Source organism: Alteromonas ulvae, from assembly GCF_048987005.1.
Taxonomy (GTDB): domain Bacteria; phylum Pseudomonadota; class Gammaproteobacteria; order Enterobacterales; family Alteromonadaceae; genus Alteromonas.
This window is the reverse complement of record NZ_CP185261.1, coordinates 4,182,870-4,196,800: the sequence shown is the minus strand read 5'-3', so window position 1 is coordinate 4,196,800 and position 13,931 is coordinate 4,182,870. Positions and strand designations below refer to the sequence as shown.

Below are 13,931 nucleotides of genomic sequence, written 5' to 3'. Positions count from 1 at the left end.
GCCCTTAGAATGTTAGTTCATGCCGTATTGCTTTAACTTTTTGCGAAGTGTACCGCGGTTGATGCCCATCATAATTGCTGCGCGGGTTTGGTTGCCGCGCGTGTAGGTCATAACTTCTTCTAGAAGTGGTGCTTCCACTTCAGCCAGTACCATTTCGTACAAGTTATCGATGTTTGCGTTATCTAGTTGCTTTAGGTACTTGTTAACCGCTTGCTTAACAGAGTCGCGCAAAGGCTTTTGAGCCTGCGTTTGTGAAGGCGTAGTTACGGTAGTAGTAAAAGGTGAAGTCACGTTTTGATCGAACATAATACTGTGTTGCTCTTTAGTTAGTCATCACTATGCTGCGGGAGAAATCTGTCGGTTTTCTCTAGTCTGCAGCGCTTGAAAATATGCATTTAGTGCATCGAGTTGCTCAGTCGCATCATCGATAGCGTTAAACGTTTTACGAAACTGACGATCCGTATCATGCTCCGAGAGATACCAGCCCACGTGCTTTCGGGCTATTCTTACACCGGCTGTCTCACCGTAAAAGCCTTGTACGTTCATTACATGCTCGTGCAAGATCTCAAATTGTTGTGACAACGGCGGTGGAGCCAAGGTGTCGCCCGTTTCAAGATAATGTTGAATTTGTTTGAAAATCCAAGGTTTACCTTGCGCGCCGCGACCTACCATAACGCCATCTGCACCAGTGTAACTCAGTACCTCTTGTGCCTTTTGTGGAGAAGTAATATCACCATTGGCAATAACAGGTATCGATATTGCCGCCTTTATCCGGCGTATGGTGTCGTATTCTGCTTCTCCCTTATACATACAAGCTTTTGTTCTACCGTGAACAGCAAGCGACTGTATGCCGTTTTGCTCTGCAATGCGGGCAATATCTACCCCATTGCGATTTTCTGGATTCCAACCGGTACGTATTTTCAGTGTCACGGGAACATCCACAGCATTTACCACTGCTTTGATGATACTTTCCACTGTGTCTGGGTACTGAAGCAGTGCTGAGCCTGCAAGCTTCTTATTCACCTTCTTAGCAGGACAACCCATATTGATGTCGATGATTTGCGCACCATTCTCAACATTAAACTGCGCTGCTTGCGCCATAAGCTCAGGATCGGCACCCGCTATCTGTACAGAGCGAATTCCTTCTTCGCCCTCATGGTTCATGCGCGCCTGCGACTTTGCGGTATTCCATACTTTCGGATTACTCGATAGCATCTCAGACACTACAAGACCTGCGCCTAAGCGCTTGCATAATTGACGAAACGGTCGGTCAGTTACGCCAGCCATGGGAGCTAACATCAAATTGTTATCTAACTTATATGGTCCAATTTGCAAACGTTGTTGCAAAGGCTTTTGCATAGTTGGTTGCATAGGTTGTTGCATAAGTTAACGCGACGCTCACCATTTATAATTGCACAGAAATTATACACCCGGCTAAAACGGGGCGCTAAGTGTACGTGTTTTCGCAATGCTTGAAAAGGCTAAAAATCACACAAAATTTCACTTATCGGTATTGACAGCGAAAAAAATCTGTCTCGTTAGTAATCTAACGCATAAATGCTGGTGAAATTTTGTGCTTAAGACGTCAAAGCCACGAGTTAAAAGGGGTGTAATGTGAAAAAATTTAACAATTATATCCTGCTTTTAATCGATTTACCGTATTGGTCAACACTGAGTGGCTGAAAAAACATGCGGGTTCAGCAAACAAAAAATATCACAGGTGATGCCTTATTGAGCGTGCAGCGCTAATGCTTGCGCCCTGATACTCTCGCCCATTCACCGTCAATGGCACTGGACTCAAGTGAGATATCGTTCGCATAGGCCTGTTCAATAGTGGGAACCTGTTCAGCTAAAATACCCGACAGCACAAGCAGTCCATCGGATTTACAATATCCCGTAATCACTTCTCGCAGCTCAATAAGGGGGCCTGAGAGTATATTCGCAACAACTACGTCGGCCTCTAGCACTGGCTGGTTTTCCGGCAAGAACACGTCTAAGCGGTCTTCTACCCCATTTCGGCGGGCATTTTCTTTTGTGGCTTGCAACGCTTGTGGGTCGATATCGATACCGATTACCCGTTTGGCGCCTAGTTTTAAGGCAGCTAATGCCAAAATACCGGAGCCACAGCCGAAGTCCACCACAGTTTTGTCCGTCATGTCGATACCGTCCAACCAACGCAAGCATAATGCGGTAGTGGGGTGGGTGCCCGTGCCAAAGGCTAGGCCGGGGTCGAGCATCACATTAACGGCATTAGGGTCGGGAACGTCTCGCCAGCTCGGGCATATCCACAGTCGTTCACCGAACTGCATGGGGTGGAAGTTGTCCATCCATTCACGTTCCCAGTCTTTGTCTTCTAGTGGTTCAAGCTTGTATGTGAAGTCTGGGCCCAATATTTTTGCTTTGGCTAATTGTCCTAAAATACGTTTCATATCGGCGTCGGCTTCAAATAAGCCAACTACCTGTGTGTCGGGCCAAAGCAGCACCTCACCTGGTTTTGGTTCATACATTGGGGTATCTTTCGCATCCACATAAGTGACTGCTTGAGAGCCATTAGCACTTAGCATATCGCCAATTGCATCTGCATGTTCCGAGGTGGAATTAATTCGTAGTTGTAGCCAAGCCATAGTCGTGTGCCGTTAACGTATTTGGCCGTATTGTACCTTTCACCTGATATAAACGAAATCCGGCGGCTAATAAAAATGGTGTTCATGGGGAATGCACCCTTTTTTTTACTCTTTTTTGTAATGTCTTTTCGACAAACAAGCTTTTCGAAAACCTGTTCTTTAGTGAAAGTTAACCTTTTGTCGACTACCAACTTATCTCCAAGCTTGTAGTATTAACTTTTACCAATACCTAAATGAGAATCACTTACATATGCGTTTACTGCCTCTGTCTTTTTTTATGCTGCTAGCTATTTTTAGCGTGGAGTCTCGCGAGATAGAAGTCGCTGTGGGATTGGACAAGCCGCCATACGTCAATTCTGCCAATGACAGTGGGTTTGAAGTTGATTTAGTACGCGCAATAATCATCGATATGGGACATAGCGCAAAAATGCTTTATTTGCCCTACGGCAGAACGACGAAAGTAATCCATCAAGATGCCGTCGATATTGCCCTTACGCTGACGTCTTCTCACGCAGTATCGTCAGATATTCTTTCTAATCCCTATATCGCCTATCAAAACGTTGCAATAACACGTTCAGACAGAAAACTTCACATTGATAGTATTGAAGCGCTAAAGACAATGAGTGTGGTGGCTTTTCAAACAGCCACATCAGTACTTGGCAAAACGTTTGAAGAGACGCTTGCTTCGCAACCCACGTATCTAGAAATGGCAAAACAGGGTCGTCAAGTTGACATGTTAATGCTAGGCAGTGTTGATGTGGCCGTTATGGACAGGAATATTTTTTCCTACTTCAAATTAAACGACGACAGGTATAAAAATGATGATGTAGTGTTTCATGAACTCTTCCCTATTTCTACCTATCGAGCGGCAATACCTGATGAAGGCCTGCGTGAAGCATTTAATCACAGTTTGTCTGTAATTATTGAAAGCGGTCGCTATCAAGCACTATTAGAAAAGTATGGGCTTGAATTACGTGTACCAGAAAGTTTCTTTTCTAGTTAAGTCCCAATTATAAAGCCTATCCGCCAATGTTATTTTCGTTACATATGAACCATTTTTGCTGCATAGTAGAAAAAGTAGATGACGCGTAAAGTGCGCGTTAAAAAACATTACACCGCTATTTGTGCTGAGGGCAGGCTGCCTAAAAGGTATGTGGTAGTTGTGTAGCAAAAAAAGGAAAAATAATGATAAAGAAATGGTGTCTACTCATTTTTGCGGCGCTGTGCGGGGCATGCACAACAACAAGCAAACAGCAAAACAATGCATTAGAATGGCTAGATAAACCGGCCTATGCTCAAGCTAATGCTATAAAGTCTGGCGAACTATCGTCATATGATTTGGTATCAGGCTATTTAGCTCGCATTGAGCGCCTAGACACTGATACCAACAGTGTAATAGCGATTAACAGCCAAGCTCTTGAACACGCTAAGCGCATTGATGACAAAATTAAGAATGGCGAAAGCGTTGGCGCATTAGCCGGAATCCCTGTTTTATTAAAAGATAATATTGAAACAAGCGAGATGGCAACCACCGCGGGTTCTATGGCACTGCTTAATAATCGGACGGTTCGTGACGCGCCGATTGTGGCCAAGCTAAAAGCATCTGATGCCATTGTATTAGGTAAAACGAACTTATCAGAGTGGGCAAACTTTCGCTCGGAGTCGTCAATTAGTGGGTGGAGTGCAGTGGGCGGGTTAACCCGTAATCCACACGTATTATCGAGAAGCGCCTGTGGTTCTTCATCAGGTTCTGGCGCCGCTATGGCACTTCGCCTAGCCTCTCTTGCCGTAGGTACAGAGACAAATGGCTCTATCATTTGTCCTTCTTCAATGAACGGTGTGGTTGGCTTTAAACCAACAGTGGGTATGCTTTCTCGCACCCATATTGTCCCTATTTCATTTAGCCAAGATACCGCTGGACCAATGACAAATAACGTACAAGATGCATGGTTAATGGCGTCTATCATGGCCGGCGAAGATGCAAAAGACAGCGCCACAGCAGACGCGGGTAAGCACCTTATTCAACAGCCTAATTCATCGCTTATTGGTACTGATTTAAAAGGCGTAAGAATTGGTGTGGTACGTTTCAGACAAGGCGATAATCCTCATATACTCGCAGCCTACGAAAATGCGTTAAGCAGCCTAGAAAATGCAGGTGCAACCCTAATTGATATTGACGACTTTGACCAGCCAGATAGTTTTTGGGCCGACTCGTACAACGTTTTGCTAAGTGAGTTCCATTACTCGATCAACGAGTATTTAGCTGACTCGCCTGCAGATATTCCTGCGAGAGATTTGCAGGCGCTTATTGCTTTTAACAAGACAGATAAACGAGAGCTAGCGCTGTTCAATCAAGACATTTTTGAAAAGTCGCTAGAAGCTGCAGCCATTGATAGTGAGGAATATAAGTCGGCACTTTCACTTATTCAGAAAACCGCAGGAACCAACGGCATTGATGCCCTTATGCAGCAGCACAATGTTGATGTTTTGGTTTCTCCTTCGAACAGTCCGTCATTCTTAATTGACGGGGTGTATGGCGATCACTCGCCAGGCGGGTTTATTGGCGTTGGCTATTTAGCTGCGGTAGCAGGGTACCCACATTTAACCGTACCTGTTGATGAGATTAAAAACCTTCCGGTTGGGCTTAGCTTTATTGCGGGTAAATGGATGGACGAAAAGGTATTGCGAATTGGTAGCGTTTTTGAAGCCAAACATGGCTTTTCTATCACTCCAGGTCTTTTACCTTCACGATTTGACGCGCCTGAGCTTGAATCTATTACTGAAAACGTGACGTCCAACTAAGGCTTGGTTCCTCTATGAGGAGCTAACAACGTCTCATAACTGAAACACAAAAAAAGAGCCTCAACACCATGTGTTGAGGCTCTTTTCTATTATTGGTTTACACAACAATTGTGTAATGAGTACTTACCGCTTGTTCTTCATTGTTCACTCTGCTTCGCTGGTTGCCACTAATCTTCAATGAAGTTCAGTGAACATGAAACAACGGCTACATTAGCACTGTTATTAACCAAACGTTTGAGGCAGCGTTGACAAGTCAACAGTGAAAGACACGCTACCTAGCCAGGCTTTTTAACCCAAGCACTACACCAGCCGTTCGCATTAACCAGCTTGCCTGGGAAGATATTGCATGGGCGGTATGCTTCGCCATCGGCGCCCTGTACGTACATGCAGTTACTGCATTTTGCGCCTTCCACAGTAGAGGCTGGTGTGTACTTAAGTGCTTTCGCAGTGGCATCATCTGCGCTCAACTGTTCTTGAGCTTGTGCACGCAATGCAACGCCGCCTAGCGTTAACCCTATTAGCGTTGAGCCCGTGAATTTCATAAAGTCGCGGCGATTAACAGATTTCATAACATTCTCCCAATGAGATAGAAACGATAATGATTCTTTTTTATTCAGTGCCTTAAACGCAAAAAACCTGCCCAGAAAGGGCAGGTTTTTTGATACATACTTTATACTAACGCTTTTTCAATAAAGATCGACAAAAATTGCGTAAAACTCAGTTTTAATCGATTAATAACATTTTAGCTATTGCCATTCATGCACAAAACGACAGCGTCTGTGCTTAAAAGTTTACTTTGTTTCAAGGGGTACATTTGGCTTAGCGTACGCATATCTCGCTAACCGTTTGCTTGAATGATAGCTATCTAGCCCGCTGATTGACGCAGTATTTAAAGCTTCAATATCAAGGTACCCATCTTTATCAAGGGCATCTTTAGCAAAAAAGACTTCTTGGATTTCACCAATCACCATTTCGGTATTATTGAGCAAGCTAAAATGCTGAGCTACTTTAAGACCAATGTTAACTTCGCTTTCTTTAACATAAGGCGCACTAAACGAATCGCTGAAAAAAGGCGTTAGCCCCACGGCATCGAATTCGCTTTCATCTTGTTCGTAACGGGCAGAGGTTTGGTGTGCTTTATCAGCCCATTGTGTATTCACGTGATTTAAGGTGTAGAAGCCCTGCTGCTTAATATTATCCAATGAGTCTCGCTGCACAGTGTGCGGACGCATTATCATACCGAGTAGCGGCGGGTTAGCACCTATGTGAACCACTGAACTAATAATGGCTAAGTTGTTAGTTTTCCCATCTGTGGTTCCAAGCAGCACCGCCGATTTAAAGCCAGACAAACTATTAATTAAATTTGCGCGGTAACGCTGCTCTAAGTTGTCTAAATCATCGCGAGTCATACGGTCAGTCATTTTCTCGTTCTGCCTCTATAGAAAGTTCTTCACCTTGCTGAAACACGCTTAATTCGATGGGCTGACAGCAAACTTGGCAGTCTAATACCTGAACTTGACCAACGTCGTTTATTTCATCAATTTCAACGTCATTAGGGGCCATACAGTACGGGCAGGAAAAGCCCATTGCGCGGGTCAAACTCATATCTTCATTCCATGTTTTTTCAATTTACTATAAATACGCTTATTACCAATGGGTGGATTGTTTTTAACTTCTTATGCATTGCTTGTTGAATGATTTATTGGATGACTTATTAAAAACCTTGGGGAACAGATTAGTGATCAGGTGCCCGTATTCTCGGTATTAATGAATAGCCTAAATGCTTAGGTTATCCATTTGGTATTTAAACAATAGTGAGGTGGTTGGTGTGGCAAACACTGTTGGGATATGTCCTTGCTGCAAACGTAAGACGCGACTGACATATCATCATCTTATTCCGAAAAAAATGCACAGACGTCAATATTTTAAGAAGCATTACACAAAAGCCGAGCGCCAAGAAGGGGTGCATGTTTGCAGGCAGTGTCATAGCGGTATTCACCGCTTTTACGATGAAATGACCCTTGCCAAAAGCCTCTGCACATTGCCGCTATTACTAGCCGATGAACAGTTAGCATCGTTTTTTAGCTGGGTAAGTAAACAGCGGGTAAAGGTTGATTAATGGTGCTGTATAAATATACACTATAATAAGTGTATTGTTATGATTCGGGTCGCTATGATTTTAGAAGGCATGGCTTGAGCAGCTATGCTTTAAGAAGGCATGGCTTGAGTGGCTATAACTATTAGCTGCACCTAAATATCGTTAACTGACTATTTTTAATTGACTGGGCTGCTGGCCAAATGCGAAAAGTGCGAAAAGATCTCCCTCCCCGCTATTACCTCACTCATTTTCATGAGTTTCTCAGCTTTTTTGGGGGGGCAAGCGCGACACTGCTCTCTGATGAGGCCGCATCGTTTATCGAGCGTTTTAACGCGCTAGACGATGACAAGCAGTGCATTATCGTACGTGCGGCTAATCGTAAATATGCGATTATTGACCGAACACAATTTAATTACGCAGAAATTAACACGCCTCAAGCTCAAATAAACAGCTTGATAGAAAGCGGTTGGTTTGGTGACCTCACTAACGCTTCGTTTAATGACATAGCCGGTGTGCTTACCAAAGAGGCTATTTTAACGCTGCTGGCAGATTACGGCAGTACGCAAGGGCTGTCTTCACAGACTAAGCCAAAACTAGTGACGCTACTTGGCAATGAAATTCGTGCTAATGGATGGCCTAGCCGCTTTTCTATCGATAACTATTTAGTGTGTTTGTTCAACGATGCCCTGCGCTTTCTATTATTTTTATATTTTGGAAATACGAAGAGCCGCTTAAATCAATTCTCCATGAGAGATTTAGGCGTTATGCGCACTCGTTCAGATTCGGTAACCGATGTTGCCCGATTTGAGAGTAAGTCAGATACAGAAGCTGCGTGGTTTTACGCAAACCACTACACGCAACTTCCGTTTTATCACACCGAGACCTTGCTTAACCTCGCTGATAGCGACTTTCCTAGCACCGAAGGTGTGTCTGCAGGGTTTTATAAAGACCAATTGCTATACGCCTTAGGGCTAAAGCTATTAGATGAAGACAAGCAAAAAGGCCTTAATATTCTGCGCTTAGCTAACAGTGATAAAGGGAAAGAAAAATGGATAAGAGAAAGCTATAAACTCGGCTCTGTTGACGAAGTGAAAAGTGAACTTGAGTACATTATTGATAACCCGCAATCGGATACGCTATTGGCATTTGCTGAAGACTTCTATGCGCGCAAGTACAACAAAAAGCGCACCAGCACGGTTACCGATATGCTGCGTAATGCCAGTAGAGAACTATCGATTGATGTAAGCCAAAATCAGCAGGTTGAGCGGGGTGTACTGGCCCATTATGCCAGGCACGGTATTGAAGGATGGCGCACAGAAAACCGATTGTGGCGAAGTCTATTTGGATTGACGTTTTGGAAGCAGCTTTATGAAGAGGATACGCTGGTAACAGAATTTGACCGACGTCCACTTTCGCTTAAGCAGAATAACTTTTACGTCAAGTTTGAAACCAGTATTGAAGCGTTGCTGTCGTCTTTAGATACGCCGGAAAAATTGCTATTTCATATTCAAAAAATGGCGACACAGCATTACGGTAAAGTAAACAGCTTGTTCATGTGGTCTAGTCGGCTTTTAGCGCCCATAGAGGCATTGTTGCGATACGGAAAGCTTCAGTCTATTCACAGCGTATTGCGAATGATGTGCAAAGATTTTGAAAGTCTGAGAGATGGCTTTCCCGATATAATGGTGTACGACAACGGGTTGCGATTTGAAGAGATTAAAGCGCCGGGGGATCAGTTACGACGCAATCAGCTAGTGTCTATTCAGCGTTTGCAGCAGGCTGGGTTTGAAGTAGCAGTCACTACCGTAAACTGGGTACGCGACCCAGAGCAGCCCTACGTTGTGGTTGATATTGAGACAACTGGCGGGAACAACAGCTATAACCGCATCACTGAAATAGGCATGGTGAAACTTGTTGCTGGCGAAGAGGTGGCTCGTTACCAAACCTTACTGAATCCTCAGCGCCGTATTCCTGCGAATATTACTCGGCTAACAGGCATTTCAGATGACATGGTAAAGGACGCGCCGCTTTTTTCTGAGGTGGCCGAAGATATTGCTGAGTTTACAGAGGATGCGGTTTTTGTGGCTCACAATGTCAACTTCGACTACGGCTTTATTAAACAAGAATTTGCCCGCCTTGAGCAGTCATTCCGCCGTCCAAAAATGTGCACGGTGAGAGAAATGCGTCGCACGCACCCTGGTTTGCCTTCTTATTCATTGGCCAATTTAACCAAGCACTTTTATATTTCCATGGAGCGTCATCACCGAGCGCTTTCCGATGCAAAGGCAGCTGCTGAACTGCTAAAACTGGCATTTGAAAAAGATGACGACGTTAATGGCTTGGCTAGCGATTAGCCCAACGAGTAGGCCAGTGAGTAGGTCAGTAGCGTGGTTAATGGCTAGATTAGCGACTAGCGCAGTACCTTCTAATAAAAATTGAACGAAGACGATATTTTTTCGTATGTACTGATATTGCAGTGTTTTACGTAAATAAAGCGTTATACAAGCGTTACCTTATGCAAAGCAAGCCCTGAAAAAATGGTAAGAAGACAACGTTAAAAAAGCGTTTAATAAGAGAACGCTTCAATTTGATAATCGTTTTTACCTTAGACCGAGCAAAACCGTTTATGAGTACAACTATGTTAGACGAAGAACAACAGTCACGAGTAATAGAAATGGCGTGGGAAGACAGAACGCCGTTTGAAGCCATTGAAAAGCTTTTTGGATTACCTGAAAAAGAGGTGATAAAGCTGATGCGTAAAAATCTTAAACACAAAACATTTAAGAATTGGCGAGCCCGTGTGTCTGGCCGCAAAACTAAGCACGCAAGCTTACGACCAGAGGGGGTAGACCGAGGTTATTGCCCGTCTCAGTACAAGGTAAAAAGTGCCAATAAATAGCGACGGTTTGACGTTATTTCGAAGGGGAACTTGTAGCGTTACTTTACCGTACTTACTGGCAACAAAAAGGCCATGAGCTGCTGTCGAAACGGACTGGGAAATACGAGCGTGTTGCCTGATTCATTAATGGTTTTAGCTTGGGATACTAGCGGTAGGTAAGTAGCGTAAGCGGTGTTGTTTTGCTCAATCTCCTCAACACGCCGCATAATGTTTTCAATGAACTCAGTAGCAGATAACGCCTCATCCTTTTTTAAATCTACAGCTAATGCTTTTAACACGTAAGTTTCCCATTCTTTTCGATAGCTGTCTTGAAGTCTTTCAGGGTAAAGGGTTAAGTCGTTGATATCTTGCTTTAAATCGACAATATCGAGAGGGGCGTCATACAAAACGCGTAGGGCGAGAAGCACATCGTCAGATAACCTCGAAATCGGGAGTTTCTCTTTAAGCTGTTTGTAACGACTTTGCATAGTACTACCTTAAACGTCATAAAGTGTCCCTAAGGCTATAATTTTCTTCCTTGTAACCCTCACAGAGTCTAATGAACTAACAACGTAGTTTAAAGGCGTTGAAGTTAAAAATAAGTAATCTTTTATATATGAACTTGTGCAAATTTTGCAGCGTATCTATCTACGCACTGTTAAAGTGTGTACGCGTTCTTGCTGTTTGGCCCACCGTTTGGTGGGCCTTTTTTTTACCTGTTTTTCACAAAGTGACCAAGATGTGTTGAGCAACAAAATTCAACATGTTGCGCAGCAGGCATAAAAAAGCCGGTGCAAGACACCGGCTGTAGTGGAGACGTGCTCCATAAGGTAAAACACACAAAAGAAAAAACAGTCATTACGGGAGACGTTTAAACTTGCAGTGAGTATAGGCGTGTCGTTCAAACAATAAAAACAGCAAAAATTGATTGTTGTAATCGTTAAATTAGAATCAATAGGGAACGGAAAAGGGAAAGAATGATAAGGGCCAAAAAGCTGGGCTGCACTACAGATATCAGTGCAACCCAAGCGGGATTAGGCTAGGCCTAGTTTCTTTTCAAGATAGTGAATATTGGTGCCACCGGCAAAGAAGTTTTCATCTGCCATGATGGATCGTTGAAGCGGAATATTCGTCTTTATTCCCTCTATTACGATTTCTTCCAATGCGTGGCGCATTCGAGCAATGGCCTCATCACGACTTTCGCCATAAGTAATAAGTTTACCAATCATGGAATCGTAATAAGGGGGAACTGTGTAGCCCGCATAAATATGCGATTCCCAACGAATACCCAAACCACCAGGCGCATGGAACATGTTGATCAAACCAGGGCTTGGAATAAAAGTTTGAGGGTCTTCGGCGTTGATACGACACTCAATAGCATGACCGCGAATTTGAACTTGCGATTGCTCAATAGACAGTGGCTGTCCCGCTGCAATGCGCAATTGCTCTTTGATCAAATCAACGCCGGTGATCATTTCAGACACCGGATGCTCTACTTGAATACGTGTATTCATTTCAATAAAGTAGAATTCACCATTCTCATACAAAAACTCGAACGTCCCCGCACCGCGATAATTGAGCTCAACACAGGCTCTGCGACAGCGATCGCCAATTTTGGCGCGCATCTGCTCAGAAATACCTGGTGCTGGCGCTTCTTCTACCACTTTTTGATGGCGACGTTGCATAGAGCAGTCTCGTTCACCTAAGTGAATTGCATTGCCTTGACCGTCAGCCAATACTTGGATTTCAACGTGGCGAGGGTTCTCTAAGAACTTTTCCATGTAAACAGTAGGGTTGCCAAAGGCAGCGCCCGCTTCCGCTTGAGTAGTCTGAATGGCTTTTACGAGCTCGCTTTCGCTGCGGACAACACGCATGCCGCGACCACCGCCGCCACCAGCAGCTTTCACGATAATCGGGTATCCAATGCGTTTCGCTATGGCTTTATTGCGCTCTGTATCGTCAGTTAACGGACCATCTGAACCAGGAACGCAAGGAACTCCAGCTTTCTTCATGGCATTAATGGCAGACACTTTATCACCCATTAGGTTGATTGTTTCTGCCGTTGGGCCAATAAAAATAAATCCGCTCTTTTCGACAGCTTCTGCAAAGTCGGCGTTTTCTGCTAAGAAACCGTAGCCTGGGTGAATAGCAATGGAATTGGTTACTTCTGCTGCTGCAATAATACGAGGAATATTCAGGTAACTCTCGGTTGCAGACGCTTTACCAATGCAAATAGACTCATCGGCAAGTAACACGTGCTTTAAATTTCTATCCGCAGTGGAATGCACGGCTACGGTCTTGATGCCTAATTCTTTACAGGCTCTCAGTATACGTAGGGCAATTTCACCACGGTTGGCAATAAGTACTTTATCTAGCATTGTGCGTTGCTCACTTATTCAATGATGAACATGGGCTGGTCAAACTCAACCGGGTCTTGGTTTTCAACTAGGATTGCTTTGACAACACCGGCTTTATCAGACTCGATTTGGTTCATCATTTTCATAGCTTCAACAATACATAAAGTATCGCCTACTTTAACCTGCTGTCCCACTTCAGCAAATGCTTTAGAAGTAGGTGATGAAGCACGATAGAAAGTACCAACCATAGGCGATTTAACTACATGGCCTTCAGGTGCTGCTGGCTCAGAAGGCGCAGCGACTTCAGGCGCCGCAGGCGCTTGGGCCGGAGCTTGCTGTGGTGCAGCGGGAGCCGCAAAGCTATAGTTTACCGGGGCTTGAACACCAGTTGGACCACGGTGAATTCGTACCGACTCTTCACCTTCAGTAATTTCTAGCTCAGCTACACCAGATTCTTCAACTAGCTCGATGAGTTTCTTTATCTTTCTAATATCCATGTTCTTTCTCTGCGTTATTTTTGCGATTTCGGTAAATTGATTGCTGCAGTTAGTGCGAGCGAATAACCCATAGGGCCAAGGCCAACAATGACACCAGCTGCAACATCAGAAAAATACGAATGATGACGAAACGATTCACGAGCGTGAACGTTCGACAAATGAACTTCAATAAACGGAATGTTCACGCTTAACAGCGCGTCCCGAATGGCAATACTAGTATGTGTAAATGCGGCAGGATTAATGATGATAGCATCTGTTTTGCCCATAGCGCCGTGTATACGCTCAATAAGTGCATGTTCAGCGTTAGACTGAAAGTGCGCAAGCGTTACGTCGCTTGAGACCGCCTGAGCCTGCAAATCATCCACGATGTCTTGCAAAGTTTGGGTGCCATACTTATCGGGTTCTCTCTGGCCCAACATATTTAGGTTAGGTCCATTTAATAACAAAATATTCATCTAGTTTGCTGCCATCTTCGGGTAAGTGCTGCGGTATTTGTCATTTCAACAAAATTATGCAGCAGTTGCACGAATAAAAGCCAATTTGCCTTTCTGTTTTTTACTTTATACCGTGATTATAGTGATAGAGAAAGATTTAGCAGCAAAATACTGGTCTAATCAGGTGTTTTCGCGGCAAAGTTTTCGCTACGCTAAAAGGGTTGTGTGTTGCAATTGTTAA

General features: G+C 44.1%; 15 protein-coding genes. 5 read left to right on the top strand and 10 right to left on the bottom strand.

What is annotated here, in order from left to right:
- Positions 1–12: 12 nt before the first annotated feature.
- The 3 genes from fis to prmA form a co-directional block, all read right to left on the bottom strand.
- Positions 13–306 carry a DNA-binding transcriptional regulator Fis gene (gene fis, locus ACOJR9_RS18130; protein WP_012520109.1) on the bottom strand — a complete coding sequence of 98 codons (294 nt, stop codon included), beginning with the start codon at positions 304–306 and terminating at the stop codon, positions 13–15.
- A 30-nt stretch (positions 307–336) separates the two neighbouring features.
- On the bottom strand, positions 337–1,335 hold the full coding sequence (dusB, locus tag ACOJR9_RS18125) for a tRNA dihydrouridine synthase DusB (protein ID WP_420936172.1): 999 nt from the start codon (positions 1,333–1,335) through the stop codon (positions 337–339).
- Positions 1,336–1,745: 410 nt separating this feature from the next.
- Positions 1,746–2,624: a 50S ribosomal protein L11 methyltransferase gene (gene prmA, locus ACOJR9_RS18120; protein WP_420934272.1), complete on the bottom strand. Its 879-nt coding sequence runs from the start codon at positions 2,622–2,624 to the stop codon at positions 1,746–1,748.
- 250 nt (positions 2,625–2,874) lie between these two features.
- Here prmA and ACOJR9_RS18115 point away from each other — a divergent pair, with 250 nt between their 5' ends.
- Together ACOJR9_RS18115 and ACOJR9_RS18110 are read left to right on the top strand one after the other, a co-directional pair.
- Positions 2,875–3,627, top strand: coding sequence for a substrate-binding periplasmic protein (locus ACOJR9_RS18115; RefSeq protein WP_420934271.1), 753 nt, complete (start codon positions 2,875–2,877; stop codon positions 3,625–3,627).
- Positions 3,628–3,809: 182 nt separating this feature from the next.
- The gene (locus tag ACOJR9_RS18110; protein ID WP_420934270.1) at positions 3,810–5,426 is read left to right on the top strand and encodes an amidase; all 1,617 of its coding nucleotides are present in this window, start codon (positions 3,810–3,812) and stop codon (positions 5,424–5,426) included.
- A 275-nt stretch (positions 5,427–5,701) separates the two neighbouring features.
- Here ACOJR9_RS18110 and ACOJR9_RS18105 read toward each other — a convergent pair whose 3' ends face one another.
- The 3 genes from ACOJR9_RS18105 to ACOJR9_RS18095 all read right to left on the bottom strand — a co-directional run bounded on the left by ACOJR9_RS18105 (position 5,702) and on the right by ACOJR9_RS18095 (position 7,031).
- On the bottom strand, positions 5,702–5,995 hold the full coding sequence (locus ACOJR9_RS18105; RefSeq protein ID WP_420934269.1) for a high-potential iron-sulfur protein: 294 nt from the start codon (positions 5,993–5,995) through the stop codon (positions 5,702–5,704).
- Between the two features lie 222 nt (positions 5,996–6,217).
- On the bottom strand, positions 6,218–6,847 hold the full coding sequence (locus tag ACOJR9_RS18100) for a flavin reductase family protein (protein ID WP_420934268.1): 630 nt from the start codon (positions 6,845–6,847) through the stop codon (positions 6,218–6,220).
- A complete protein-coding gene (locus ACOJR9_RS18095) occupies positions 6,840–7,031 on the bottom strand; it encodes a CPXCG motif-containing cysteine-rich protein (protein WP_420934267.1) in 192 nt (63 codons plus the stop codon). The genes ACOJR9_RS18100 and ACOJR9_RS18095 overlap by 8 nt, the downstream gene beginning before the upstream one ends.
- A 301-nt stretch (positions 7,032–7,332) precedes the next feature.
- Here ACOJR9_RS18095 and ACOJR9_RS18090 point away from each other — a divergent pair, with 301 nt between their 5' ends.
- The 3 genes from ACOJR9_RS18090 (at position 7,333) to ACOJR9_RS18080 (ending at position 10,423) form a co-directional block, all read left to right on the top strand.
- The gene (locus ACOJR9_RS18090) at positions 7,333–7,545 is read left to right on the top strand and encodes a hypothetical protein (protein ID WP_420934266.1); all 213 of its coding nucleotides are present in this window, start codon (positions 7,333–7,335) and stop codon (positions 7,543–7,545) included.
- 188 nt (positions 7,546–7,733) lie between these two features.
- Positions 7,734–9,878 carry an exonuclease domain-containing protein gene (locus tag ACOJR9_RS18085; RefSeq protein ID WP_420936171.1) on the top strand — a complete coding sequence of 715 codons (2,145 nt, stop codon included), beginning with the start codon at positions 7,734–7,736 and terminating at the stop codon, positions 9,876–9,878.
- Positions 9,879–10,150: 272 nt separating this feature from the next.
- Positions 10,151–10,423 carry a TIGR03643 family protein gene (locus ACOJR9_RS18080; protein ID WP_420934265.1) on the top strand — a complete coding sequence of 91 codons (273 nt, stop codon included), beginning with the start codon at positions 10,151–10,153 and terminating at the stop codon, positions 10,421–10,423.
- A 38-nt stretch (positions 10,424–10,461) separates the two neighbouring features.
- Here the strand turns inward: ACOJR9_RS18080 and ACOJR9_RS18075 are convergent, their stop codons facing one another.
- The 4 genes from ACOJR9_RS18075 to aroQ form a co-directional block, all read right to left on the bottom strand.
- Positions 10,462–10,890, bottom strand: a complete 429-nt coding sequence (locus ACOJR9_RS18075; RefSeq protein WP_420934264.1) for a hypothetical protein — start codon at positions 10,888–10,890, stop codon at positions 10,462–10,464.
- A gap of 546 nt (positions 10,891–11,436) precedes the next feature.
- Positions 11,437–12,780, bottom strand: coding sequence for an acetyl-CoA carboxylase biotin carboxylase subunit (accC, locus tag ACOJR9_RS18070; protein WP_420934263.1), 1,344 nt, complete (start codon positions 12,778–12,780; stop codon positions 11,437–11,439).
- A gap of 14 nt (positions 12,781–12,794) precedes the next feature.
- Positions 12,795–13,256: an acetyl-CoA carboxylase biotin carboxyl carrier protein gene (gene accB, locus ACOJR9_RS18065; protein WP_071980931.1), complete on the bottom strand. Its 462-nt coding sequence runs from the start codon at positions 13,254–13,256 to the stop codon at positions 12,795–12,797.
- A 14-nt stretch (positions 13,257–13,270) separates the two neighbouring features.
- Positions 13,271–13,711, bottom strand: a complete 441-nt coding sequence (gene aroQ, locus ACOJR9_RS18060; RefSeq protein WP_420934262.1) for a type II 3-dehydroquinate dehydratase — start codon at positions 13,709–13,711, stop codon at positions 13,271–13,273.
- Between the last annotated feature and the right edge of the window lie 220 nt (positions 13,712–13,931).

Bases quoted from the DNA above. Each gene is read 5' to 3' on its own strand.
- aroQ (WP_420934262.1), bottom strand. From the start codon at position 13,711: ATGAATATTTTGTTATTAAATGGACCTAACCTAAATATGTTGGGCCAG.
- prmA (WP_420934272.1), bottom strand. From the start codon at position 2,624: ATGGCTTGGCTACAACTACGAATTAATTCCACCTCGGAACATGCAGAT.
- accB (WP_071980931.1), bottom strand. From the start codon at position 13,256: ATGGATATTAGAAAGATAAAGAAACTCATCGAGCTAGTTGAAGAATCT.
- ACOJR9_RS18095 (WP_420934267.1), bottom strand. From the start codon at position 7,031: ATGAGTTTGACCCGCGCAATGGGCTTTTCCTGCCCGTACTGTATGGCC.
- accC (WP_420934263.1), bottom strand. From the start codon at position 12,780: ATGCTAGATAAAGTACTTATTGCCAACCGTGGTGAAATTGCCCTACGT.
- ACOJR9_RS18105 (WP_420934269.1), bottom strand. From the start codon at position 5,995: ATGAAATCTGTTAATCGCCGCGACTTTATGAAATTCACGGGCTCAACG.
- fis (WP_012520109.1), bottom strand. From the start codon at position 306: ATGTTCGATCAAAACGTGACTTCACCTTTTACTACTACCGTAACTACG.
- ACOJR9_RS18110 (WP_420934270.1), top strand. From the start codon at position 3,810: ATGATAAAGAAATGGTGTCTACTCATTTTTGCGGCGCTGTGCGGGGCA.
- ACOJR9_RS18100 (WP_420934268.1), bottom strand. From the start codon at position 6,847: ATGACTGACCGTATGACTCGCGATGATTTAGACAACTTAGAGCAGCGT.
- ACOJR9_RS18075 (WP_420934264.1), bottom strand. From the start codon at position 10,890: ATGCAAAGTCGTTACAAACAGCTTAAAGAGAAACTCCCGATTTCGAGG.
- ACOJR9_RS18080 (WP_420934265.1), top strand. From the start codon at position 10,151: ATGAGTACAACTATGTTAGACGAAGAACAACAGTCACGAGTAATAGAA.
- ACOJR9_RS18090 (WP_420934266.1), top strand. From the start codon at position 7,333: ATGCACAGACGTCAATATTTTAAGAAGCATTACACAAAAGCCGAGCGC.
- ACOJR9_RS18115 (WP_420934271.1), top strand. From the start codon at position 2,875: ATGCGTTTACTGCCTCTGTCTTTTTTTATGCTGCTAGCTATTTTTAGC.